This is a genomic window from Rathayibacter tritici, assembly GCF_002932875.1.
Taxonomy (GTDB): Bacteria; Actinomycetota; Actinomycetes; order Actinomycetales; family Microbacteriaceae; genus Rathayibacter; species Rathayibacter tritici.
Genome location: NZ_PSWS01000053.1, coordinates 80,623 through 104,423, shown reverse-complemented (window position 1 = coordinate 104,423; position 23,801 = coordinate 80,623). Strand labels below are relative to the sequence as shown.

Below are 23,801 nucleotides of genomic sequence, written 5' to 3'. Positions count from 1 at the left end.
CTACTCACCCGCGGCGGGGTCGTTGCGTGTGGGACCGGCGCCGGGACTCCCGGAGGAAGCTCCCTCGCCCGACGTCGCCTCGTCCGACGTCGCCTCGCCCGGTGCCGCAGCGTCGGGCGCCGCCTCCTCCGCTACCGCTTCGTCCTGGAGTCGCGCGCCGGAAGCCCAGGCGGGTCGGGCGGAGGGACCGCGATCGAACGCGTAGGGGTCGGTCCCCGGCGCGGCTCCGTCGGTGCCGGCGGCCTCGGCCCCCGGCTCGGTGGTGATCGGCTCGGGCGCGGACTGCTGCGCCTGCGGATCCGGGAGGAGATCGCCCACGACCTCTCGGATCCGCTCGGCCGACACGACTCCCTGGCGCAGGATGCGCAGTGTGCCGCCCTCGAAGCTCAGGGCCGTCGCGTCGACAATGGTCGAGGACTCGCTGGCTCCCGCCGGGCGGCCGCTGTATTGCGACCCCGCGGCACCGGCGTCGAGGTAGACGTCGACGGAGTCGCCCAGTTGATCGAACGCCTCCTGTGCTGTCGTGGCCGAGGGCTGACCGGTCCGGTTCGCGGAGGAGACCGCGAGCGGTCCGGTCTCGGCGAGGAGTTCGATGGTGACGGGATTGTCGGGCATCCGCAGCGCCACGGTGCCGCGAGTCTCCCCCAGATCCCAGACCAGGGAGGGCTGCGCGTGCAGGACGATGGTGAGCCCGCCGGGCCAGAACTCGCGCGCGAGATCGCGCACAGCCTCCGGCACGTTCTCGGCGAGGGCGTCGAGCGCGGCCACGTCCCCGATCAACACCGGCGGCGGCGACTGCCGCGTCCGTCCCTTCGCGTCGAGCAGGCGCTGGACCGCGGCGGCGTCGAAGGCGTTCGCCGCGACGCCGTAGACGGTGTCGGTGGGGATCACCACGAGCTCGCCACGGCCGATGGCCGTCCGCGCGAGACGGGTGCCGGTCAGGAGGTCCGTGTCGACGGAGCAGTCGTAGATGCGTGCCATAACGCGTCGATGATACCGGCGCGCTCCGTGTCCCGACCGGTTGCGGCGCGGCGGCGCGCTCAGTGGCCGCGCAATCGCGCCTCCGGCCGCCCGCGCATCGTCCCGGATCGGGCCAGAGCACGGCCCGGAACCCGCGTGGGGATACGGCCCGGAACCCTCGTGGGAACACGGCCAGGCACCCTCGGTGCGGCGCTGGATGCGGGGATCCGCGCCGCGGTCGGCTCCCCCGTCTCCGCTTCGGTCGCGGAGAGGAGCGCGAGAGCGATCGCGAGCGTCGCGAGGGAATGCTGGTCGCCGAACCACGTGGTGTTGTCGGCCATCCCGTGCAGGAAGGTCCACAGGATCCCCACCGCCAGGGCTCCTGCTGCCCACGCCTGCCCCTTCTCGACGCGGAGCACCAGGCGCAGAGCCCGCCACGTCGCCGTCACGAGCAGTATCAGGACGGGCACGGCGATGAGGAGTCCACCGTTTGCCCAGGCCCCGATCAGCAGGTTGTGCGGGGGCCGCACCTCGCTGTGGGCCGTGAACTGGGAAGCTCGCAGGTGCCACAGATCTTCCCAGCCGCCGTAGCCGAGCCCCAGGAGCCAGTGCTCCGGGAAGGCGCTCGCCGCGAGCCGGAGGAAGTCGCCTCGTGCGCCGAGGGTGAGCAGACCTGCTTCCGCGAGCTGCGGGAAGAACTCGGCGACGCTGTAGACGGCGGCCGCACTAGCGGGCAGGGCGATCATCCACGCCACCGGACCCAGGCTCCTGCCCTTCAGGCCGCGAACCGCGGCGACGGCGAGCGGCAGGACGATCGCGAGCACGATCGCCGTTTTCGAGAGGGTGAAGAGGGCGCCGGCCAGTCCCGCGACGGCGGTCAGCCCGAGCACGCGCGGACCGCCCTTGCGCCGGGCGGCGAAGGCGAGCATCGCGGTGGTGGCCATGTACATCGAAGCGATGTTGCCGTTGAGGAAGAAGCCACCGGACTTGTCCTGGAGCACGTTATTGAAGGCGGTCGTGTAGATGTCGCGCACGTACACGTCGGAGAAGAGCACGGCGCTGGGCCAGTGCAGGTACGCCGCCTCCTGGACCGGGTCGATCTGGAAGAGGACGGTGAGAGCGACCTGGACGAGGAAAACGGGCGTCGCCCAGGCGAGCGCGCGCCCGACGATCCGCCAGGCGCTCTGTCCGAGCTGTCGGACGGCGAGGTAGGGGCTCAAGAACGAGAGGACGGACACGGACTCGCGCAGGCCCACCGCAGCGGTCCGGGAGTAGGTCAGGGCGAAGAGCGTCGCGACGAGGAGGAAGGCGACGAGGACGACGACGCGGTCGACGTGAGCGCCCCGGAGCCGGGTCAGAAGGTACGGGAGGAAGAGCAGACTCCACGAGACCGGAGCGGTGAACGGGCCGAGCGTGTACAGCTGGAGGACGCTCAGGGCCACGAGTACGGCCAGGAACACCAAGAGCGCCTTCTCGTGGCGCTGCTGAGCGGGATCGACGAGTGGGCGAGACGGTCTCGCCCGCGCCGAGGAACCGCTGCGCGGGGCCGGTGTTCCGGTTCGCCGAGAGGGTGAGACGGTGGACGGACGGCCGGCGGCGTGGACCGCGGTGTCGGTGATGGAATCGGCGTGGCGGCCCATATCAGGCCCTCCCCGACGCCGTCGCGGACGAGCGGGCGCTCGCGGCCGGGGCCCGCCGTGACGAACCGGCGGGCATTCCGCGAAGGATCGTCATGATTGGCGCGAGATGCAGGTTGACCCCGATTCTCGGAGTCGTTGCGGCCTGCGTCGACGCCGGGGAGCCCGGCGCCTGGACGGGGGACTTCGGGGCGCTCGAGCACCCCTGGGGACGCTGCCCGCTCAGGGAGAGGGATCGGAGGGCGTAGACGTGCTGGGGAACGGGTCGGGGACCGTTCGCGAGCGCGCGGGAGAGGCGGGAGAGGCGGGAGCACGAGCCGTCACGGTGGACGGACTCGGAGATGAGGAAGGGTCGGGATGCCATAGCGCGCCGACATTACCTGCGGCGGACATATCCTCACCGTATGGCGCGGAATAAAGGTTCGCGCCATCGGACGGCCGGATCGAACCGGCTCAGACGACCGGGGCGCCCAAGCAATCAGCCCGCCTCAGACGGCCGGAGCGCTCAGAGGACCGGGGCGCTCAGAGGACCGGGGCGCCCAGACGGCCGGGGCGCCCCGACGACCGGATTGGCCGGATGACCGATCCGGCCCCGTCGGTCGGAGTGGTCAGACCCTCGGAGAGCTCAGCAGCTCATCGGCCCGACGCGCGATGTCCGGCCAGCCGAATACGGCCGCGCGCCGGCGTGACGCCGCCGCAATCTCCTCGCGGCGGATCGGATCGCGGAGGTCTGCGAGCAGGCGCGGAAGGGCCTGGATCATCGCGGCCGCGACCTCCTCCTCGGTGCCGGCCGCGACGAGCACCGACCCGTCGATCACTCCCGCGGGAGTGCGGAGAATCTCGGGGATGCCTCCGCGCTCGACCGTCAGGACCGGGATCCCCCGGGAGAGCGCCTCCACCACGACCATCCCGAACGGCTCGTCCCACCGGCAGGGGTAGAGCAGCAGCGCCGAGGAGGCGAAGAGCTCCAGCAGGTCCTCGTGGCGGAGGAAGGGCAGGCGGCGCACCGTCTCGGGCAGGGCGGAGACCGCCTCGTCGAGCGCTCGGACGTAGGCGGTCGGTGTCGCGTCGTCGCCGAGGCCCGAGGCGCCCGCGATCACGAGGCGAAGCTCGTCCCGACCGCACGCATTCAGTTTCTGCACGATCTCGACCGCCTCGCGCGCCCCCTTCTCGGGGACCAGCCGCCCGGCGAAGACCGCCTCCAGCACGGGGCCGAACGGACGCGGCGCGGAATCGACCGCCGGTACGACGCCGTTGTGCAGCACGGCCGTCGCCAGCAGTCCGTAGCGCTCGACCGCGCGCTCCCGGAGGAACTCGCTGCAGAAGATCCACTCGTCCACGGCGTCGAGGTAGGGACGGGCGGCGATCGGATCCGGCGGGAGGTGGTCGAGCAGGTCGTTGTGCTGGTGCGCCACGATCCGCCCGCGGTAACCGAGTCGGCGCAGCCGCACGGCGTACCGGGGACGGTTGTGGATCCAGACAGTCGGGACGCGGCGCAGCGCCGGGGCGAGGTGGAGCAACCAGGGGCGCCCACCGAGGGACAGTCGGCGCAGCTGCGCGGCGGGATCACTGTCGCGTCGACGGGCCAGGAGCAGGGCCGCGCGCCGCTGGGCGGAGTAGACCCGGCGGTAGAGACGGTGCTGAGCGACATCGATGCCCGGCGTCGGCGTCGACCACGGCGCGTGCACGACGATCCGCAGCTGCGACCGTGAGACCGTCTCGCGGACCCACGTCGCTACGGCTCCGCCGCTACCGTCGAAGCGCTCCTCCGCCGCCAGCACCACGGCGACGTCGACCGGGTCGGTGGAGCGGGGACGGAACCGGGCGGGCAGGCGCGAGAGGACGAGGGAGCGCGCGTCGGCGAGATCCCGGCCAGGAGCCAGCAGCACGGTCGCCGCCAGGACCAGTCCGGCGAGCGCCAGCTCCACCGGGAACAGGCGGAGGAGGGATCCCTCGGGGAGCAGCCGGAGCAGGACCAGGACGGCGGCCATCGGCGCCGCGAGCAGCGGGCCCGCCACGCAGGCGCGCAGGAAAGCGCCGGGGCGCACTCCGAGGACGACCCGCAGCACGCCGTAGGTGACGAGGAAGCCGATGGCGCTCGAGACCAGAAGACCGCCGATCAGCCCATCGAGTCCGAACAGCACTCCCCCGCCGACGATCAAGGGAATCGTGATCGCCGTCTTCGCGATGTTCACGACCAGACCAAAGCGCACCCGGTCCATCGCCATCAGGATGAAGCCGACGGGGTTACCGATCGCCCGCACCGCTCCCACCACGGTGAGGGCGCTGGTCATGCCGGCAATCCAGCCCCAGTCCGGACCGTAGAACAGGCGCACGATGTCCTCGGAACGCAGCGCCACCAGGGTCAGGGGCGGGATGCTGGCCATGCTGAGCACGGCGGTGACGCTGAGGTAGTTCCGTGCGACGCGGTCGCGGTCGTGCTGGATGGAGGAGAAGACCGGGAACATCACGCGCGTCACGATCGGGTTGACGCGCGCGGGCAGGTTCACCGCGAGGTTGTAGCCGAGCGTGTATCCACCCAGCTGCGCCGGACCCAGCAGGCGGCCGATCGCGAGCGAGCTGGCGTTCGAGCCGAGATAGTTCACGATGCCGTCAAGGGTCTGAAAGACGCCGAAGGAGAGAAAGCGCGTGGTCTCGCGGATCCGGAACCGTAGGCGCAGGCGGAACCAGCGCCGCGCCTGCAGCAGGGCGAGCGCCGAGCGCAGTGCCGCCGTCGCGACGAGGCCCCAGGCGTACGAGAGGGCGCCGGAGCCCGAGAACGCGAGGAGGATCGTGACGGCGAAGCCGCCCATGAGTGAGACCGTCTCGGACACGGCGACCGCTTTGAACCGGATGCCCTTCTCGAGCACCGCCCGCGGGACCTGTCCGGCGGCGCTGCCGACGAAGACGAGCGAGGCGACGGAGAGGACCGGTGCTGCCACGGCGGACCCGAGCAGTGCGGCGATCGGCCCGGCTGTCAGGAACACGACCCCGGTGACCGCCAGGCCCACCGACAGGTTGAGCCAGAACACCGAGGAGAGCTCGAAGCTGGTCGCGCGACGGCGCTGGATGATCGCCTGGGCGACCCCCATGCCGAGGAAGATGTCGACGAAGGCGTTCAGCAAGCCGACGATCGCGATGATGCCCATCTCGGAGGCGTCCAGGAGGCGCGCGAGCAGCGCGAACTGCCCCAGCTGCACGACGAGGGCGACGGCGAACGAGATCGCGGTCCAGGTGGTGGCATCGACGGTCGTCCGTCGCAGGCTCACCGGACCCGCCCGGTGCCGGAGGACCGCGGGACGATCGGAGCTTCCTCCTCCACCGTCGAGGGGCGTCGCCTCCGCCAGACCTGCCCGGAGGAGGCGGGCGGGCCCGGCACCATCAGCACCGCGAGGACCGCGATCCAGGTCAGCCACGAGACGCCGTCGAAGTCGTCGATTCGCAGGGGCATCTCGGCCAGCGAGCACGCGAGCAGCATCAGGACGAAGAGGTAGCTGACCATCGAGCGGTCGAAGTAGGTGAGCGAGCGCACCAGGACGCTGACGAGGAACACGACGAGGGCGGCGAGCAGGACGAGCCCGCCCCAGACCATCGTCGAGGCGAAGAGGTTGTGTCCGTGCCACGGCGTGTGGCCGATCAGGCGGGGCAGGATCCCCTCCTTGGTGAAGGCGTTCGTGGAGAGCCCGAAGACCAGGTGGTCGGGGATCACGCTCATCGACGACATCCAGATCGCGCCGCGGCTGGTGAGGGCCGAACGGTCGTGCACCAGCATCGGGAGCAGCACGACGGCGGTGGCGGCCGTCACGACGGCACCGACCGCGAGAACGCGACGGGTACCGGGGTGACGCACCAGGCGCAGAACGACCGCCACGAGGATCGTGATGCCCGCGGCGATCAACGAGGTCCGCGACGCGCTGAGCACCAGGTTCGCCAGGACGATCGCGAGCCCCGAGTAGCGCGCCCTGCGTGTGCGCAGCAGCAGGACGAAGGGCAGCCCCAGCGCCATCGTCATGCCCAGCACGTTCATCTGCGGGAAGATGCCGGCGAGCAGGCGCGTGCCGATCAGGGCCTTGGTCTCACCGGCGAGGAGGGCGTCCTCGCGCATCCAACCCTGGTCGGTGAGTCCGGTGAGCAGGCTGGCGAGACCGATGAGGACGACGGCGACACCGATCACCCGCAGGTCGTCCCAGCGCGGCGCGATCGACCAGAGCGCGATGACGAGCGCGAGGATCACCCAGTACTTCGGCGTCGGATTGACAGCGCCGACGGCGATCGTGTTGGTCAGCTGTGCCGTGACGAGGTATACGCCCGCGCCCACCAGGCCGATCAGGTTGGCCCGTTTGCGCCTGAGGTTGAGGAAGACGATGACAGCGACGCCAAGGAGGAAGAGCGTCGGCGCCCACTCATCGACGGCGGCGCCGAGGGAGCTCGGGTTCACCGCTCCGGTCGAGTAGCCGTCGGAGGCCGCGCGTCCCGCGACGAACAGGTCGACGATCTTGCCGCCCGAGGTCATGGTGAAGGTGAGCAGGAGGACGACGGCGAAGTGGAGGCGGCGCCGGCGGGTGTCGTGGGCGTCCCGCTCCGACGCGGCCGTCTCCTCGGAGAAGGTCGGCCGGCCCGTGCGTGTGCTCGGGAGTGGAGCCGTCGAACGGCTGTAGACGGGGACAGCGGCCCCCTGGCGGCGGCGGTGTTCAGCCACGGCGTGCTTGGCGAAGCTCATTCTCGGTCTCCGTTCGTCGTCACCGGGAGCCGGCGGGCCGCCCGGTCGTAAAGGTCTTCGAGGTCGCGAACGCGCTCGGCGAGGTCGAAGGAGGCGAGCACACGCTCGCGGCCCGCCCGGCCCATCCGTACGGCACGCTCCGGATCTCCGAGCAGGGCCGCGAGTGCCCGCGTGAGGGCGGGCACGTCGCCCTCCGGGACGAGAAGCCCGGTGACGCCGTCCTGCACCGCCTCCGGAACGCCACCGTGGCGGTACGACACCACGGGTGCTCCGGCGAGCGCGGCCTCGAGGAAGACCATGCCGAAGCCCTCAGCGTCACCGTTCGCCGCGGTGAGCGACGGGGCGCAGAAAACGGCCGCGCCGGAGAGGACCCGGGCGACCTCGGACGGCGGCAGGGAACCAGCGAACGTCACCCGCAGGCCGAGGCGTGCCGCCTGCTCGACGAGGGTGGCGCGCAGATGGCCGTCACCGACGACGGTGAGAGGGACCTCGCGCAGCGGGGCGGGCAGGGCCGCCACCGCCGTGAGCAGGTCGGCGACGCCCTTCTTATCGGAGAGTCGGCCGACGAAGACGATCCCCTCGCGGGCTGCGTCCGGGGCGGCCCCGTCGACCGAGGTCGGAATCCCGATGTGGCTGACGACGGTGCGCGCGGGATCGGCGCCCAAGCGGATCAGCCCGTCGGCGATGAACCGGGAGACGCCGATCACGGTGTGCGCCGTGCGGAACACGGCGCGAGCCGCGCGCGCACGCTGACGGCGGGCGAGCGGCCGGAGAAGGCGAGGCGCTCCGCTCACGAGGGGCCAACTGGTCACGTCATAGCCGTGGCCGGTCACGACCAACGGGAGACCCCTGCGTCGCGCATAGCGCGCGATGTACGCGGCGTCGACGAGGAAGTGGGCGTGGATCAGCGCGGGCCGGTGCTCCGCGACGATCGCGTCGAGCCGCCGCGACACTCCGAACCAGCGGAGCAGGATAGCCCGGCGCCGCAGCGAGGTGATCGGGTCGTGCAGGACGAGGTCCGTGCTGTCGCGCAGGACGCCGGAACCGGTGAGTTCGAGGCCGACACCGAGGGCGCGCCAGCGCTGAAGACCCCGCATCTGATTGCGGACGAAGGTCTCCGAGTCCTGCAGCCAGGCGCGCTTCCAGACGAGGACCAGGGGGAGCTCCGACGTCCCGTCGCGCTCGGGCTCAGCGGGAGGCATGACGCAACCGGTAGCGCAGCGCCGCGACCACGCTCGGCAGCACCCGCAGGGCGTCGCCGAGGTAACGGCGCCAGAGGCGGCCGGGCTCGCGGCTGAGCCGGTGCGCCCACTCGAGGCCGAGCCGCTGCACCAGCAGCGGCGCCCGCGGGATCTCACCGGCGAGGAAGTCGATGGCGGCGCCGACGCCCAGGCACACCGCTCCGGTGCCGCCGACCTCGAGCAGGCGCTCGCGCACCTCCTCCTGCTTCGGGGAGCCGAGGCAGAGCGCGACGATGCGGACCTCGGCCGCGCGCAGGGTCGCGGAGAGTCGCGCCAGGTAGGCATCGTCGGCGAGCTCGTCGGGTTCGGGAGCGACGACAACCGGCAGCTGGAGGCCGGGGAAGCGGTGCTGCAACTCGGCCGCCGCGCGATCGCCGACGCCCGGGCGTCCGCCGATCAGTGCCACCGGCGCACCCTCGAGCGCCGCACGCCGACAGACCTCGGTGAAAAGGTCGATCCCCGTGACGCGGCTTGCGGAGCGGTGCCCGTACCAGCGCGCGAGCCAGACCAGGGGCGTTCCATCGAGCACGACGAGCGACGCGCGGCCGTAGTACCGGCGGAACGCCCCCGAGTGCTTCCACCGAACGAAGTGGTCGGTGTTCGGAGTGACGACGAGTTCGTCGCGGCCGCTCCGGGACAGCTCGAGCACCGCATCCGCCGCCTCGTCGAGCGTGGTGATGCTGGCGGGCATACGCTCGATGCGGCCGGTGATGTAGGACGTCATGCCGGGACTCCTCGGGAGTGGGGGCGGGCGGGGGAGGTCACCGCGCGGCGTGCGCGCGGAAGGAGGCGACGAGGCCGGCCAGGTGACGGCGCTCCGACGGCCGAAGCGACTCGGCGGCGTCCAGGAGGGCACCGAGCTGTACCTGGAGGTCGGCGGGCGCCCGCCCCGGCGGGAAGCCCTCGCGGCGCCAGGCGAACCAGCCGGGTGCGAAGCCGAGTTCGCGGCGCCCCAGGTCGGCGAACGCCTCGGCCACCAGAGTGCTGTCGCTCTTCGAACGGATCCACGCGGGATCGATCGTCGTCTGACCCGCATGCCGGAGGTAGAGGACGGTGGGCACCGTGTCGCGCAGCAGGCGGTGCCCGGCGGTGACTGCGCGGAGGTAGAGGTCGAAGTCCTCCGCGGCGACCGAGCGGTAGCCCCCGAGCGCCCTGACCACGCTCGTGCGGCCCGTCATGGTCGGATGCATCAGCGGGTTCTCGAGGAGCAGGGCGAGGGCGATCGCGCGGCTCGACAGGCGCGGGAGCAGCTGGGGTTTGAGCAGCGGGATCGGCGGCTTGCGGATGATGACGGTCGAGAAGACGAGGTCGGCGCCGCGCGCCAGGAGCCGGCCCTGACGGCGGAAGCGCCACGGCAGAGCGCGGTCGTCGCCGTCCAGGATCGCCAGGTAGGGCGTCTCGACCTGCTCGAGGAGGGCGTTGCGCGAGGCGGGGATCCCCTGCGGCGAGGCGTCGTCGAGGACGCGCAGTCGGCGATCGGCGATCCGGCCGACGACCGCCGCGGTCCCGTCCTCGCTCCCGTCGTCGCGGACGAGGACGCGGCCGGAGGGCGGCAGGGCGGCCAGGGCGCTGCGGACCGAGGCACCGATGGTCCCCTCGGCGTTCCGGGCGGTGATGCAGACGGTCAGGCCGTTCATCGGGTGCTCCTGCGGTTGGCGAGTCGGCGGTGGGTGTCGTGCACGGCGTAGAGGATCCGGCTGACGACGGTGAAAGCGGCGGGTAGGTGCTTGAGCACCAGGCCCAGGGCGAGCATCCGCGGTCTCCTGGCGGAACGGAACAGGTCGACGGTCTGGAGCGCGGCGGAGCCGAGCCGGACTCCCGAGTTCACCAGCGCGCGGTCGGCGTTCTGCCGGATCGGAGTGAGGGCGACGGGGACCGCGTAGAACCAGGTTGTGAACCAGTCGGACAGCGGCCTCGGCACCTCCCCGAACGTCCGGGCGAGTGCCGCGCGCATCTCCTCCGCACAGACGAGGAGGTTACCGAGATCCGGGTCCCGACGGCGGGTGATCGAGGCGGCGGTGTAGACGTAGGAGTAGAGGATCTCCGGGACGAAGAGCACCCGCTCCGACGCCTGAACCGCCCGGAGGACGCCGATGAAGTCGGACTGGGAGCTCAGCCGCGGGAAGAGGTCCTGCTGCAGAACGCTCCGGCGGAAGAGCTTGTTCCACAGGAAGCCGTGCAGCTGCCCGGACGCCATCCGCTCGAGGGCGTGCTCGGACGACACCAGCTCGCGCCGGTCGAGGCCGTCGATCACGCGGCCGGAGGCGGATTGCCGAGTCCGGTACAGCGCACGGCAGACGACGATGTCGGCGGCCGTCCGCTCGGCCTCGGCGGTCAGGGTGCGCAGGATCGCCGGATCCCACTCGTCGTCGACGTCCACGAACCAGACGAACTCCGAGTCGGCCTCCACGAGCGCCCGATTGCGGGCCGCCGCGACTCCACCGTTCTGGTCGATGCGAAGGACCTGCGCATCATCGCGCCCCGCGGCCCAGCGCTCGAGCACCTCCGCTGAACCGTCGGAGGAGGCGTCGTCGACGAGCAGGACGCGCATGCCGGGCCCGAGGGTCGTACCGAGCGCGGCGAGGAAGCCGTCGAGCCGGGAGATCGCGTTGTAGCAGGGTGCAATGACGGTCACCGACTGCGCCGGCGCGGTCACCGCCGGGCTCCGAGTCGGCGATAGGCAGCGAGGACGGGTCCGAAGACGGCGTCCGGCGACGCGACCGCGTCGACCCAGGCCTTCGCCCGATCGGCATGCCGCAGCAGCTCGTCCGGACGTTCCAGCGCCGCGGCCAGCGCCGCAGCGATCGCGTCGGCTCCCGCGTCGGCGGGCAGGAGCAGGCCTCTGCCGTCGGCGAGGAGCTCGCCCACCCCGCCCACCTCGGTCGCCACCACGGGGCGGCGCCGGGCCATCGACTCAAGCATGACGAGGGGCGTCCCCTCCCAGCGCGACGTCGACAGGAGCAGGTGCGCCGCGTCGAGTGCGCCGGTCACGTCGCTCGACGGCCCGGCGAAATCGACCACTCCGGCCGCCCGCGCGCGCTCGCGCAGCACCGGCAGCATCGGCCCATCACCGAGCCAGGTGGCCGCGACGGGGCGGATCCGGGCCAGCGCCTCGATCGCCGCGAGGAAGCGCGCCGGATCCTTCTGCTCCGCGAGCCGTCCGATGCCGAGGACCCGCACGACCGGCTCGGCGAGCGCAGACTCCTGCGCGGGCTCGGCGGTCACGTTCGCCGGCGCATTGCCGGTGACCACCACGCGCGCCGAGGGGCGGCCGTAGCCGTCGACGACCATCCGTCCCACGGAGGCGGAGACGGCGAACACCTGTCGCGAGCGGAACGAGAGCGCGCGCCGGTCGATGGCGGGTAGCTCCGTATGCGCATGCTCGACGACGGGCACGCGCAGTGCGGAGCCGACGAGGAGCGCCAGCAGCGCTTCGCGGCGCTGATGGGCGTGGAGGACGTGCGGTCGGAAGCGCCGGACGGCCAGCGCGAGATCGCGCAGGTCAGCGGCGAAGCTCTGCTCGGCGGCGCGGACGACGAAGACCGCCGAGTCCCGGGCCGCACGGCCGCTGAGCGGTCCGGGCCGGCCCCAGTAGGCGGTGGCGCAACCGTGTTCCCTGCTCCACGAGCCGAGCGAGAGGGCGACGCGCTGAGCTCCACCGTCCTCGAACGAGTCCAGGATGTGGAGGACCCGGAGCGATGACGAGCCCCAAGCCCTCATGTGCTCGCCCCGGCCGAGGCGGCGTCGGGGAAGAAGTCGTCGAGTACTGCGAGGACGGCGTCGACGTCGCGGCCCATCGTCTCCGGATCGACGCTGTAGCGCTCGGAGAGCAGGGCGACGACCTCGTCGCGCGCTCGTCGCTGCCGAATCACGGCCTCGAAGACGGTGTCCGCGCTGAGCGAGAGGACGACGGGGGGCGACGCCGGGCGGGAGAGGTCGAGTACGTAGGCCTGCTCCTCGGTGTGCTCCACGGCGAAGCGTTCGCGCGGACGCGGTTGAGGAGCGGCGTCGTCAACCGGTGAAGGAACCGCCGCGGCTGTGCCCGCACTCGCCTCGACGACGGCGGGAGTCTCGTCCATCGGCGCCGCGACCTCGGCGATCTCCGGGGCGGGAGCGGTCGGCTCCGGCTCGACGTCGGCTCCGGACCGCGCCACCCGGATGAAGCCGGACAGGGCGGAGGGCAGGCCGCGGACGGCGCGGACGGTCCGCTCCCACCGCAGGCGCATGCGGCGACGTGTCGTGGTCGTACCGGGGTGGCTGGCCTCCAGATCGGCCCGGGTGGGGAAGGCGGCGCGCAGCAGGAGCGTCCCCTTGAGGTGCCAGGGCGCAGAGGCGATAGCGTGCAGCCAGTTGAAGGTGTGCCGGTCGGAGCGGCGGCGGACGTCCCAGAGCGCCTGTGCACGGCGGTAGCGCTCCTCGGCCGGAGCGGGCACGCCCCAGGCAGTGAGCAGCGCGGCCATCGGCGTCTGCGCTCCGAGTTCTACGGCGGCGGCGCGGATCGCTTCCCTGCCCTTCTGCGGCAGGCTTGCGCCGTGAACCTCCAGGGCGGCGAGGATCGTCGCCGAGGACGCCGAGCGCGCGCTCCGCAACTGGTGCAACGCGTGCAGGACCAGGTGGTGGGCGGAGTCCGGGATGAGCAGGACCTCGTCGCTGAGCGGCAGCTCCTCCTTGGAGGCCCAGAGCCGGTCGAAGACGACCCGGTCCGCCTCGAAGGCACCGGGGAAGGAGCGGTGCACGTCGACGTCGCACGGCCAGGAAGGATGCACAAGTGTGATCGAGTGGTCGACGAAGAGCGTCCAGCTCAGGGCCTCGGCACGCCGGTGCCAGCCCATCTCGGCGAGCAGGGAGATCGCGTCGTCGAAGCGATCGGGGTCGACCCACAGGTCGACGTCGGCCGACGTCATGGGCGCCCGGATGCCCTGTCGGTGCAACCCCTCGCCCTTGACGATCAGGCTGCGGATGTCGTGATCGCGCAGGGTGTACTGCACGAGCACGGCCGCCAGGCGCAGGGCCACAGCGCTGGGGAGCGCGGCGACGACGGAGGTCTCGGGAGTCGGGGTCGAATCAGGCGACACGGGCGCGTCCCTCCGCCAGGTCGAGGAGTTCCTCGGCCGCGACCGACCACGGCCGCTCCCGAGCGAGCTCGAGGGCACCCTGTGAGAGCGCGGACCAGTCGCGTCGCAGGCGCAGCACAGCGTCCTCGTAGTCGCGGCGCCGCCCGTCGTCGGGAACGACGACGCCCGCACCCGCCGCGCACAGGCCGGCGAGGACGCTCGACTCCGTCGTGAGCACGGGCAGGCCGCTGGCCAGCGCGTCGAGCCCTGCGGCCGCACCGCTCGTCGAGCGGGCCAGGAGTGCGAACGCGTGCGAACCCCGCAGCACCTCCGCGACACCGGCGCGGTCCTGCTCTCCGACGCAGCGCACTCCGGGAGCCAGGTCGTCGGCGATCCCGGACCCGTCGTCGACGACACTCACGTACTCCGTGTCAGCGAGCCGGGCGAGCAGATCGAGCCGGTCGGCACCGTGATCGCGGCAGGCGCCCCCGACCGCGGTGAAGCGGACCGGTCCGTCCGGCGCGGGCGGCGTCGGGAAGGACGCGCTCGGCAGGCCGAGTTGCAGCACGACCGGAGCGCCCGACAGCCGCGACGCGAGCAGGTCGGTCGGAGCGATGACGACCGCGCGGCGGCGCTCCTCGTCGTAGCGAGCAGAAAGGTCGGAGCGTCCAGCGGGGCGCAGCGGCACACCGGGCTCGGGAGCGCAATCGGCCAGGAGCACCGTCGTAGGAGCGAGCCCGAGCAGCTCCAGCGTCGTCCCGGGGAGCGCGACGACGAGGTCTGGTCGCTCGGGCGCGAGCAGCTGCCGGGCGCGGCGCGTGAAGACCGCGAGCCCGACGGGCCCCATGCCGATCCGCCCGGCCGGCTCGACCAGGCGGCCGAGGAGGCTGGCGCGCAGCTCGGCCCCGCTGAATCCTTCGGGGTCGGCGGTCACGACGATCACGCGGTGGCCCTCGCGGCGCCAGGCGCGCTCGAGCGCAGCCGCGTGCCAGGCGTCGAGGGCGACGATCCCGATGGTCAGCACGAGCGGTTCCTCTCCGTCAGGGGGTCCAGGCCCGAGCCGGGAGGGGTCGGCAGGAGCGCAGCGTCTCGACGGTCGATGACCTCGTACACAGGGCGGTACCTCTCTCCGTCCCGGCAGGCGGAGCCACGGACGTCCGAGAAGGTATCCCGAGGCTCGGCCACGCCCGAGACAGCGGCGCGAAACAGAGCCGGCGGCGTCGTGCGCAGCGGCCCCCTCGCCGCCTCCCGACGCGAGCGGCGCGGCGTGCGTCAGTCCCCGCCACAAGCGTCGGGACCGCCGCCGCGACCTGCGCAAGCACCGCGGCACGGCCGATAGAGTCGGCTCCGTGACCCTCGCCTCGCAGACCTTCACGCTCCCCCAGGCGGCCCGCCGGGCCCCGGCCTCCTGCGCCGGGTGGCTCGGATGAGGGGCATCGTCCTCGCGGGCGGCACCGGATCGCGCCTGTGGCCGATCACCAAGGGCATCTCGAAGCAGCTGATGCCGATCTACGACAAGCCGATGATCTACTACCCGCTGTCGACCCTGATGATGGCGGGCATCGACGAGGTCCTGGTGATCACGACCCCGGAGTACAACGAGCAGTTCCGCGCGCTGCTGGGTGACGGGTCGAGCCTGGGTATGCGGATCGAGTACGCCGTTCAGGCCTCCCCCGACGGCCTCGCGCAGGCGTTCCTGATCGGCGAGGAGTTCATCGGCGACGAGTCCGTGGCCCTCGTCCTGGGCGACAACATCTTTCACGGCACCGCGCTCGGCACCGCCCTCGCGGCGAACACCACGATCGAGGGCGCGGTGATCTTCGCGTACCAGGTCGCCGATCCCCGCGCCTACGGAGTCGTCGAGTTCGACGAGCAGTTCCGGGCCGTCTCGATCCAGGAGAAGCCGGCGCAGCCGCGCAGCAACTACGCGGTGCCGGGGCTCTACTTCTACGACAACGACGTGGTGGCGATCGCGAAGACGATCACCCCCTCCGCTCGCGGTGAGTTGGAGATCTCGACGATCAACGAGCGCTACCTCGAGGCGGGGCGCCTGCACGTGCAGGTGCTTGATCGCGGTACGGCCTGGCTCGACACCGGGACCTTCGACTCGATGATCGAGGCGACGGAGTTCGTCCGCGTGATCGAGCAGCGGCAGGGCTTCAAGATCGGCTGCATCGAGGAGATCGCCTGGCGCAACTCCTGGATCGACGACACCCGGCTCGCGGAGCTCGCCGCGCCACTGATCAAGAGCGGCTACGGCGCCTACCTGCACCACCTGCTGCGCCTCGAAGGCGCGAACGCCGGCCGCTGAGCCCGGCTACCCCGACCTCCCCGAACCCCAGGAGAACCCGTGCGGATCCTCGTCACCGGCGGCGCCGGCTTCATCGGCAGCAATTTCGTCCAGCTGACCCTGCGCGAGCGGCCCGACGCGCGGATCACCGTGCTCGACAAGCTCACCTACGCGGGCAGCCGCGCCTCCCTCTCCCCCGTGGCCGACCGTGTGCGGCTGGTCGAGGGCGACGTCGCCGACGCCGAGCTGGTGGACCGGCTGGTCGCCGACTCCGACCTCGTGGTGCACTTCGCGGCCGAGTCGCACAACGACAACTCTCTGCACGACCCGACGCCGTTCCTCGAGACGAACGTGCTCGGCACTTTCACGTTGCTCCAGGCGGTCCGCGCGCACGACGTCCGCTACCACCACATCTCCACCGACGAGGTGTACGGCGACCTGGAGCTCACCGATCCCGCCCGCTTCACCGAGCGCACCCCCTACAACCCGTCGAGCCCGTACTCCTCGACGAAGGCGGCCAGCGACCTGCTCGTGCGCGCCTGGGTGCGCTCGTTCGGCGTTCGCGCCACGATCTCGAACTGCTCGAACAACTACGGTCCCTACCAGCACGTCGAGAAGTTCATCCCCCGCCAGATCACCAACATCATCGACGGCGTCCGCCCCCAGCTCTACGGGGCCGGCGCGAACGTCCGTGACTGGATCCACGTCGACGACCACAACGCCGGGGTGTGGGCGATCATCGACCGCGGTGAGATCGGCGAGACCTACCTCATCGGTGCCGACGGCGAGAGGAGCAATCTCGACATCGTCAGGAGCATCCTCACCGCCTTCGGAGCACCGGAGGACGCCTTCGACCACGTCGCCGACCGCGCTGGGCACGACCTGCGCTACGCGATCGACTCCACTCGCCTGCGCACCGAGCTCGGCTGGCGTCCCCACTACACCGACGTCGAGGCGGGACTCGAGGCCACGATCCACTGGTATCGGGCGAACGAGGCGTGGTGGCGACCGGCGAAGGCGGCCACGGAGGCGAAGTACTCAGCCCAGGGCTGAGGCGGCTCAGCGGGGGGTCGCCCCGGTCGAGAGCCGGCCCGTGGACCGAGCCGTGTCACAGGGGTCGGGCGCCCGCTTCGAGCGCTTCCGCCCGCTCAGGACGATCCGGAGGAGCTGCAGCGGCTCGAGGAGGTACCGCGCGGCGAGGCGGCGCGGATCGCGCGCGAGACGGAAGAGCCACTCCACACCGAGCGCTCCCATCCAGCGCGGAGCGAGGGTCTGGGTGCCGGCGAGGTAATCCAGGCAGCCGCCGACGTTCGCGAAGGCGGCTCGTGGAGCCAGCGCGCGGTGCTCGAGGATCCAGCGCTCCTGTCGAGGCATCCCCATTCCGACGAGGACGAGGTCGGCGCGCGCGAGCGATTCGGTGAGCGGCTGCTCCTCGCCGCAGCCGCGCCACCGCTGGTCGAAGCCGTCGTAGGCCAGCCACGTCATCCGCGTGGTGCGGGCGCCGACGTCCTCCGCGGCCGCGGCCGACGACTCCGCCGTGCCGCCGACGGCGACGACGACGAGCGGCTCGTCGTTCTCGATCAGCGGGAACAGCCAGTCGGTGCTGCCGATGCGGTGCTCCGGGGTCAGCGGCGACGTGGTCGACGTGCCGCGGGCGAGCGCCAGGATCGGCCAACCGTCGATCAGCACGGTGTCGGCCTGCTCGCAGAACCGGTGGAAGTGCTCGTCGGTCTGCGCCATGTAGAGGCCGTGCAGGTTGAGGTTCCCGATGATCCGGCCGCGGTGCTCTCCGGCGAGGATCTCGGCGATCACCTCCGGTGCCGTCCGAGCGTCCACGTGACCGAGGTCGAAGGGGAGCGCGGTGCGCGCGGCGGTTGTCATACGGTCTCCTTCACGGAGGTGACGATCGTCTCGACGCGCCGGGCCCAGGAGTGCTCGGCCCAGACATCGCGCTGGCGGTCTGCGGCGAGCCGGGAGAGCTCGGGGAGTGAGCGGACGCTGTGGGTGAGGACGCTGCGCAGGTCCTCCTCGCCCGAGGAGTCGTAGCAGACCACGGGGTAGCCCCCGCGCTGGAGGTCGGCCGTCACGTCATGGCGGCTCGCCACGACGGGCTTGCCTGCGGCGAGGTACTCCCAGAGCTTCAGGGGGGAGAAGTAGCTGCCGTTGGCGCTGGAGTGACCGGCAAAGCAGAGGTCGACGTCGGCGAGGAACGCGGGGACGTCGTCGGGGTGCACCCTTCCGCGGAACGTGACGCGGTCGGCGAGGCCGAGTTCGCGGACCTGCCGCTCGAGGTCCGCGCGCACCGGTCCGTCCCCGGCGATGTCGAGGTGGACCTCCCCCAGCTCCTCGGACGCGAGGAGCTCGATCAGGGCGGACACGTTCTGCCACGGGTAGAGCGTGCCGAGGAAGCCGATCCGCGGGGTGCCACTCCCCGCCACGACCTCGGCCGGCCGGTGCACGGTGTGGTCGACGCCGTTGGCGACGACGAGGATCCGCTCGCGCGGGATGCCGTAGCGGGCGATGAGCTGCTCGGCGAGCGCGTCGGTGACGGCGACGATCAGGTCTGCCCGGCGGAGGGTGCGCCCCTCCATCCACTCCGCGAGCGCACGGCTGGTGGTCGCCCGACGCTCGCTGGTGGCCTCGACGGCGAGGAGTGCGTTGACCTCGAGCACCCAGACGGCTCCGGTGACGCGGCGGGCGAGGGAACCCAGCTCCTGGAACAGTGCGTAGCGCTCGTAGGCGAAGTCGGCGCGGGAGCCGGCGACTCGGCGCTGGAGCTGGAACCGCGAGCGGACCCGGGAGACCAGGCGGAACAGGTCGGTCGCGACGATGGACAGCCGCGACCCGGACATCCGGCTCTCGGAGCCCTGACCGTGCACGGCCTCGGGCATCGCGTCGCCGACGATGAAGCGCTCGACGTCGACGCCGCTGTGCTCGAGCCCGTTGATCACGCCGAGAATGTGCGACCGCGGACCCAGACTCTCCGTCGAGGGTTTGGTCGACAGGCGTGGAGCGCCGGATAAGTAGAGTGCTTTCACGGGCAGTGCTTTCACAGGGCAACGCTCTCCAGACTGATCACTTGACGCTAACACCGAGGTATTCACGGCCGAACCCGATCGTGCTACCCGTTGGGGGGACAACGAGGGGAGAAACGTTCACCTCGCCACCCTGTTCGATCAGCTCTACCCTGTGCTTGTCGAGCATTCCAGACAGTGCGCGATAATCGCACGACACCCGTTCGCCCGACCCCCGATCGCTGGTCGCCAAGAAGAAACGTCATATTTCAGCCACGTCGAGAGGCACTCCCCCACCGTGATAAGTACCGCTCAGAAGAGGAACACGATTCGCGTTCTCCTCTCCGTCGCTGCGCCGGATGGGACGACCCGCTTCGTCGACCAGGTGACGCGCTTCGCCCCGCGCGATATCGACTTCTGCTTCTTCTCCTGGAGAAAGGCGATCGCGGGACGGTGGGATGCGTTCCACGTACACTGGCCAGAATTCCTCCTGAGGGGTCGATCGGCGCCGATCGCCGCGGTGCGGACCTTCCTTTTCCTCCTTTTTCTCGTGCGCTTATCGATCACCAGGGGAAAGGTGGTGCGCACCCTGCACAACCTCGAGCCGCACTCCCCCGGGGGTCGCCTGGAGACGGCGCTGCTGGCCGCGCTGGAGCGGAGGACGACCCTGTTCGTGACCCTGACGGGGGTGACGCCTGTGCCGCGGAACGCCCCCTCCATGCTCATCCCGCACGGCCACTACCGCGACGTGCTCCCGCTCGAGCACCGCCGTCCGGTCCAGCCCGGCCGCCTGCTCTCCTTCGGCCGGATCGAGCCGTACAAGAACATCGAGCGACTGGTCGAGGTTTTCCGCGGCCTCGACGATCCGGACCTCACGCTCGGGGTCGTCGGCAAGGCGCCGCAGGAGCTCGCCGAGCGGATCGCAGCAGCCGCCGCTCTCGATCCCCGGGTCACGACGCGCTTCGGCTTCGTCCCGGACGAGGAGATGGTCGCCGAGATGACGGCGGCGCAGCTGGTCGTCCTCCCCTACACCGAGATGCACAACTCGGGGATCCTCCTGGTCGCGCTCTCGCTGGGCCGTCCCGTCCTCGTCCCGCGCACGCCCGCGAACGTCCTCCTCGCCCAGGAGGTCGGCCAGGAGTGGGTGCGGATGTTCGACGGAGAGATCGGCCAAGACGACCTGCGCGCCGCCGCCCGCGCGACCGCCGACCTGCCCGCCTCCGGGCCCGCCCTCGCCGGGCGCGAGTGGAGCGCCGTCGGCGCGTCGTACGCCCGCGCCTACCACCTCGCACTCGACGCCCCCGTCGCTCGTGCACGTCGACCCGGAGAGACTTCATGAGCACCCGCATTTTCGTCAACCCGAGCGGCCAGAAGGAGAACCTGGGCGACTCGGTGCTCCGCCGCGCCTACCTCGACGCCCTGCGCGATCGCGGGCAACTGCACGTCTACGCGGGCACGCACTCCGCGTACATCTCCGGCCTGGGCCTCGTAGCGGAGGACATCGTCTACCACTCCCGCTCGAGCTGGCTGCGCGCCGCCCTCGCGGCCGGCCCGCGCGGCTCCCGGATGGGGTTCGCGCTGAACGCCGGCGAGTGGGTGCTCGACCGCCGCTTCCTGATCAACTCCACCTGGCAGACGGCATTGCTGACCCGCTCGCGCCTGGGCGGTGGCCGACCGGTCGCCCTCGGGATCGCCCTGCGGCGGGACCAGGGCGCTCTCGCCCGGCGCTGGTTCCGCCGCATGCTCGCCCTGACCGGGACGACCAGCTGGCGCGACCCGGACAGCCGCGACGACCTGGGCGTCGGGACGCTCGCTCCGGACTGGGCCTTCGCTCTGGGCAGCGCGGCCGAGCGGTTCCTGCCCGCGGACCGGCGGCGCACCATCGCCGTCACCCTGCGCGGCGACCGGCCCGCTCCCGGGCCGATCTGGCTCGGAACTGTCCGCGCCCTCGCCCGCTCGCTCGACGCCACCGTCGTCGTCGTCAACCAGATGCAGGAGGACGAGCAGCGCTGCGCCGAGCTCGCCCGGGACCTCGACGGCACCATCCTCGACTGGGACGCCTCCGTGTCGCACGCCGACCACGAGGAGCGGGTCCGAGCGCTCTACCGCGACTGCGCCGCCGTCGTCAGCGACCGGATCCACGCCCTCATTCTGGGGATGACCGAGGGTGCCGTCCCCCTCGGCTTCACCACGGGCGACCCCGAGAAGGTGCGCCGCACGTTCGCCGCGCTGACGCCCCTCCCCGTCGCCTTCGCCGAGAAGGACGTCGCCGACCAGGCGGACGCGCTGCGGCGGGCCCAGGCCCTGCTCGGGCAGCGCGAGCACCTGCTGGCCGACCTCGCCACCGGCCGCGAGCGCCTGGCCGGGCTGCGTGCCTCCCTCGCGCTCTGACGCGGCCGGACGCTCGGAGAACGATCGCTCCGCCGACCCTCAGCGACGGCGAATCGCGAGGATCGTGTGCTGCAGCAGGCGGGCGTCCTCGCGGTACGCGCGGATCAGCAGGACCGCCAGCGCGGCGATCACGAGGTCGATCGCGCCCACAATCAGCAGCTGCCCGACGGCGCCGAGCCCCGCCGACAGCCCCAGTGCCGGCAGCGAGAGGATCACGATCACGACACCGAGCGCGAGCGGACGGGCGGCCTGGACCAGCAGCGCCCGCACCTCGATCCCGGCGCGCGGCACGGCGAAGAAGGAGAGCACCACCCAGTTCAGGACGAGGCCGACCGTGCTGCCGACGGCGACTCCGACCGGTCCCCACACCACTCCGACCGCCATGAAGACGACCATCAGCGAGCGCGAGACGATGCTGAAGCGCAGCTGCAGGCCGGTGAGCGCCTTGGCCAGGAACACCCAGTAGTAGACGAAACCCAGCGCCTGGAACACGCCACCGATCGCGAGAATCCGAAAGATCGTCTTCGAGTCGTCCCAGCCGGGGCCGAGGGCGATCTCGATGATCGGGTCGGCCAGCGCGGCGGCGGCGAAAAAGACCCCGCCCATCACGTACGCGAGCACGAGCTGGGCCCGCTGCACGTAGCGCTCGAACTCGGGACTGTCCTTCATCCGCGAGAGCACCGGAAACGCCACCCGGGTCATCGGCGCGGCGATCTGCTGCAGCGGCATCCGGAAGATCTGATAGGCCCGGTCGTAGACACCCAGGGCCCCCGCACCCCAGACCCGGCCGATCAGGACGCTGTCCGCGTTGCCGCTGATGTAGTTGACCAGCTGCACGCCGACGGTGTTCGCGCCGAAACCCAGGAAGGAGCGGATGCCCCCGGTCCGCGAGGGAAGGCCGGGGAGCCAACCGGCGCCGATCACCACAACGACCAGCGTCGTGACCGCCACCAGCAGCTGCTGCGCGACCAAGGCCCAGTATCCGGCCCCGGCGAGGGCGAGCAGGACCGCGCCCGTCGAGGCCACCAGCTGCGCGAGCACGTCCGAGCCGGCGAGCCAGCGGAAGCGGAAGCGGCGCGAGACCTCCGCCTTGAACTGCGCGGTGACGGAGGTGACCACGAACACCAGCGAGAGCACCTGGCAGACCGGGATGAGCTCGGCGCGCCCGTAGAACGCCGCAATCGGCACCGCGAGCAGGAAGACGATCCCGCCGAGCACCAGGCCGAGCACGACATTGATCCAGAGCAGGTTGGTGCGCTGCGCTTCGGTGACCTCGCTCGACTGGATCGAGGCCATCGAGAGCCCGAAGTCGCCGAGGAGCGTCGCGACTCCGGCGATGGCGAGGACCATCGAGACCACTCCATAGTCGTCCGGGTTCAGGATGCGCGCGAGGACCGCGAGCGCTCCGAGCTGCAGGACGAAGCGGATCCACTGCCCCCCGAGCGTGGCCGCGGCGCCGCGCGCGGCGTCGCCGGCGATGGTCACCGTGAGGCCCCGACGCCGCTTCCCCGGAGATCGCGCGGCACGGTCCAGAGATCGCGCGGGAAGGCCTCGAGCAGCGCGTCCGGACGCCACTGCAGGGGCGGCTCGCCACCCGCAGCGATTGCCTCGTCCACGGTGGCGGCCGGCGTGAAGCCGGAGCGGCCGGAGCCCTCGTAGTAGTCGCGGTACTTGAAGTCGGGCTCGCTCGCCGAGGCGACTAGCCGGGCCGGGATCCCCAGCGACTCCGCCACCACGATCGCGTGCAGCGACGAGCCGACGACGAACTCGCTGGCGGCAATCGCGCCCAGCACCTCGCGCACGGGCCGGGTCGGCTCGATCAGGCCGTCCTCGGCGCGCGGGGCGGTGCCGTCCTCGCGCATCCGGCGGAGATCGTTGAGGTTGGGCAGCACGCTCAGCCCGCGGTCAGGGGTGCCGCGGCGCAGCTCCTCGCGACTCCAGAGGGTGCCGACGAGCAACCCGGGGTCGCCGTAGACCTCGGGGACGGCGATGCCCCGAGCCCGGAGGAACTCGCGGGTCAGGGGGCCTCGGACGGCGCGGACGTCGAGGTCGGTGAAGTCGAACCGTGCATCGAGGGACTTGCCGTTCGCGCCGATCCCCCAGAGCGTGTCCCCCTCCCGGGCGAGTTTGAGAATCGACCCCACGGCGAGCAGGCGGCGCGGTTCCCGAGCGTCGTCGGCCGAGATCCCCTCGCGCTGCAGCATCCGCTCCACGATCATCGGTCCGAGCAGATCACCGAAGTTGTCGACTCTCCTACGGAGTGGAACGAGTCGTGCCCAGGGGGCGCGACTGAGTGGCTGTGCGGGGTTCCAGTGGACTACGTCGATCTTCGGCACGGAAGTATGCTCTCCTCGTCCTGCGGCATGCAAGAATCACGACGCGGACCTAGACTAATGGCCCCTGACACCCCCTTCTCACCGCGTGATATCCCCGCTCCACAGCGAGGACCACGCTTTCGACGGAAGACGATCTCATCTCGAACAATCGATCAGTG

Annotated in this window: 19 protein-coding genes; 4 read left to right on the top strand and 15 right to left on the bottom strand. The window is 71.5% G+C overall.

Going from position 1 to position 23,801, the window contains the following annotated elements:
• From C5D07_RS08950 to C5D07_RS15775, 11 genes are all read right to left on the bottom strand, one after another.
• Nucleotides 1–981, bottom strand: a complete 981-nt coding sequence (locus C5D07_RS08950; protein ID WP_104259186.1) for an L-threonylcarbamoyladenylate synthase — start codon at nt 979–981, stop codon at nt 1–3.
• A 59-nt stretch (nt 982–1,040) separates the two neighbouring features.
• On the bottom strand, nt 1,041–2,420 hold the full coding sequence (locus C5D07_RS08945; protein ID WP_104273966.1) for an O-antigen ligase family protein: 1,380 nt from the start codon (nt 2,418–2,420) through the stop codon (nt 1,041–1,043).
• 785 nt (nt 2,421–3,205) lie between these two features.
• Nucleotides 3,206–5,866, bottom strand: a complete 2,661-nt coding sequence (locus C5D07_RS08940; RefSeq protein ID WP_146076660.1) for an MOP flippase family protein — start codon at nt 5,864–5,866, stop codon at nt 3,206–3,208.
• Nucleotides 5,863–7,317 carry an O-antigen ligase family protein gene (locus C5D07_RS15360; RefSeq protein WP_068254028.1) on the bottom strand — a complete coding sequence of 485 codons (1,455 nt, stop codon included), beginning with the start codon at nt 7,315–7,317 and terminating at the stop codon, nt 5,863–5,865. Before C5D07_RS15360 ends, C5D07_RS08940 begins: the two co-directional genes overlap by 4 nt.
• Nucleotides 7,314–8,519, bottom strand: coding sequence for a glycosyltransferase (locus C5D07_RS08935; protein ID WP_068254031.1), 1,206 nt, complete (start codon nt 8,517–8,519; stop codon nt 7,314–7,316). Before C5D07_RS08935 ends, C5D07_RS15360 begins: the two co-directional genes overlap by 4 nt.
• Nucleotides 8,506–9,282, bottom strand: coding sequence for a WecB/TagA/CpsF family glycosyltransferase (locus tag C5D07_RS08930; protein WP_068254033.1), 777 nt, complete (start codon nt 9,280–9,282; stop codon nt 8,506–8,508). Before C5D07_RS08930 ends, C5D07_RS08935 begins: the two co-directional genes overlap by 14 nt.
• Nucleotides 9,283–9,319: 37 nt before the next feature.
• Entirely contained in the window at nt 9,320–10,195 is an 876-nt protein-coding gene (locus C5D07_RS08925; RefSeq protein ID WP_068254036.1) for a glycosyltransferase family 2 protein, read from the bottom strand.
• Complete coding sequence (locus C5D07_RS08920) at nt 10,192–11,214, bottom strand: glycosyltransferase family 2 protein (RefSeq protein WP_068254038.1); 1,023 nt, start codon at nt 11,212–11,214, stop codon at nt 10,192–10,194. Before C5D07_RS08920 ends, C5D07_RS08925 begins: the two co-directional genes overlap by 4 nt.
• Nucleotides 11,211–12,278 (bottom strand): glycosyltransferase, encoded by a 1,068-nt coding sequence (locus C5D07_RS08915; protein WP_104259183.1) that lies wholly within the window; start codon nt 12,276–12,278, stop codon nt 11,211–11,213. Before C5D07_RS08915 ends, C5D07_RS08920 begins: the two co-directional genes overlap by 4 nt.
• Nucleotides 12,275–13,633 carry a nucleotidyltransferase family protein gene (locus tag C5D07_RS08910; RefSeq protein WP_068254043.1) on the bottom strand — a complete coding sequence of 453 codons (1,359 nt, stop codon included), beginning with the start codon at nt 13,631–13,633 and terminating at the stop codon, nt 12,275–12,277. The genes C5D07_RS08915 and C5D07_RS08910 overlap by 4 nt, the downstream gene beginning before the upstream one ends.
• Nucleotides 13,623–14,636 carry a glycosyltransferase family protein gene (locus tag C5D07_RS15775; RefSeq protein WP_170063536.1) on the bottom strand — a complete coding sequence of 338 codons (1,014 nt, stop codon included), beginning with the start codon at nt 14,634–14,636 and terminating at the stop codon, nt 13,623–13,625. Before C5D07_RS15775 ends, C5D07_RS08910 begins: the two co-directional genes overlap by 11 nt.
• 402 nt (nt 14,637–15,038) lie before the next feature.
• Here C5D07_RS15775 and rfbA point away from each other — a divergent pair, with 402 nt between their 5' ends.
• Nucleotides 15,039–15,923, top strand: a complete 885-nt coding sequence (gene rfbA, locus C5D07_RS08905; RefSeq protein ID WP_068254047.1) for a glucose-1-phosphate thymidylyltransferase RfbA — start codon at nt 15,039–15,041, stop codon at nt 15,921–15,923.
• Between the two features lie 39 nt (nt 15,924–15,962).
• Complete coding sequence (gene rfbB, locus C5D07_RS08900; protein WP_104259182.1) at nt 15,963–16,955, top strand: dTDP-glucose 4,6-dehydratase; 993 nt, start codon at nt 15,963–15,965, stop codon at nt 16,953–16,955.
• A 6-nt stretch (nt 16,956–16,961) separates the two neighbouring features.
• Here the strand turns inward: rfbB and C5D07_RS08895 are convergent, their stop codons facing one another.
• Nucleotides 16,962–17,783, bottom strand: a complete 822-nt coding sequence (locus C5D07_RS08895; protein WP_068254049.1) for a WecB/TagA/CpsF family glycosyltransferase — start codon at nt 17,781–17,783, stop codon at nt 16,962–16,964.
• A complete protein-coding gene (locus C5D07_RS08890; protein ID WP_257722296.1) occupies nt 17,780–18,940 on the bottom strand; it encodes a glycosyltransferase in 1,161 nt (386 codons plus the stop codon). The genes C5D07_RS08895 and C5D07_RS08890 overlap by 4 nt, the downstream gene beginning before the upstream one ends.
• 556 nt (nt 18,941–19,496) lie before the next feature.
• On the opposite strand from C5D07_RS08890, the gene C5D07_RS08885 reads away from it, so the two are divergent.
• Both C5D07_RS08885 and C5D07_RS08880 read left to right on the top strand, forming a co-directional pair.
• Entirely contained in the window at nt 19,497–20,255 is a 759-nt protein-coding gene (locus tag C5D07_RS08885) for a glycosyltransferase (RefSeq protein WP_146076661.1), read from the top strand.
• A complete protein-coding gene (locus tag C5D07_RS08880) occupies nt 20,252–21,307 on the top strand; it encodes a hypothetical protein (RefSeq protein ID WP_104259179.1) in 1,056 nt (351 codons plus the stop codon). The genes C5D07_RS08885 and C5D07_RS08880 overlap by 4 nt, the downstream gene beginning before the upstream one ends.
• A 39-nt stretch (nt 21,308–21,346) precedes the next feature.
• Here C5D07_RS08880 and C5D07_RS08875 read toward each other — a convergent pair whose 3' ends face one another.
• Entirely contained in the window at nt 21,347–22,792 is a 1,446-nt protein-coding gene (locus C5D07_RS08875) for a lipopolysaccharide biosynthesis protein (protein ID WP_170063535.1), read from the bottom strand.
• Nucleotides 22,789–23,643 (bottom strand): polysaccharide pyruvyl transferase family protein, encoded by an 855-nt coding sequence (locus C5D07_RS08870; RefSeq protein ID WP_068254058.1) that lies wholly within the window; start codon nt 23,641–23,643, stop codon nt 22,789–22,791. Before C5D07_RS08870 ends, C5D07_RS08875 begins: the two co-directional genes overlap by 4 nt.
• Nucleotides 23,644–23,801 lie beyond the last annotated feature (158 nt).

What these genes read in the sequence shown, in the direction of transcription:
- C5D07_RS08925 (WP_068254036.1), bottom strand. Translation starts at nt 10,195, where the DNA reads ATGAACGGCCTGACCGTCTGCATCACCGCCCGGAACGCCGAGGGGACC.
- rfbA (WP_068254047.1), top strand. Translation starts at nt 15,039, where the DNA reads ATGAGGGGCATCGTCCTCGCGGGCGGCACCGGATCGCGCCTGTGGCCG.
- C5D07_RS08880 (WP_104259179.1), top strand. Translation starts at nt 20,252, where the DNA reads ATGAGCACCCGCATTTTCGTCAACCCGAGCGGCCAGAAGGAGAACCTG.
- C5D07_RS08895 (WP_068254049.1), bottom strand. Translation starts at nt 17,783, where the DNA reads ATGACAACCGCCGCGCGCACCGCGCTCCCCTTCGACCTCGGTCACGTG.
- C5D07_RS08930 (WP_068254033.1), bottom strand. Translation starts at nt 9,282, where the DNA reads ATGACGTCCTACATCACCGGCCGCATCGAGCGTATGCCCGCCAGCATC.
- C5D07_RS08935 (WP_068254031.1), bottom strand. Translation starts at nt 8,519, where the DNA reads ATGCCTCCCGCTGAGCCCGAGCGCGACGGGACGTCGGAGCTCCCCCTG.
- C5D07_RS15360 (WP_068254028.1), bottom strand. Translation starts at nt 7,317, where the DNA reads ATGAGCTTCGCCAAGCACGCCGTGGCTGAACACCGCCGCCGCCAGGGG.
- C5D07_RS08915 (WP_104259183.1), bottom strand. Translation starts at nt 12,278, where the DNA reads ATGAGGGCTTGGGGCTCGTCATCGCTCCGGGTCCTCCACATCCTGGAC.
- C5D07_RS08950 (WP_104259186.1), bottom strand. Translation starts at nt 981, where the DNA reads ATGGCACGCATCTACGACTGCTCCGTCGACACGGACCTCCTGACCGGC.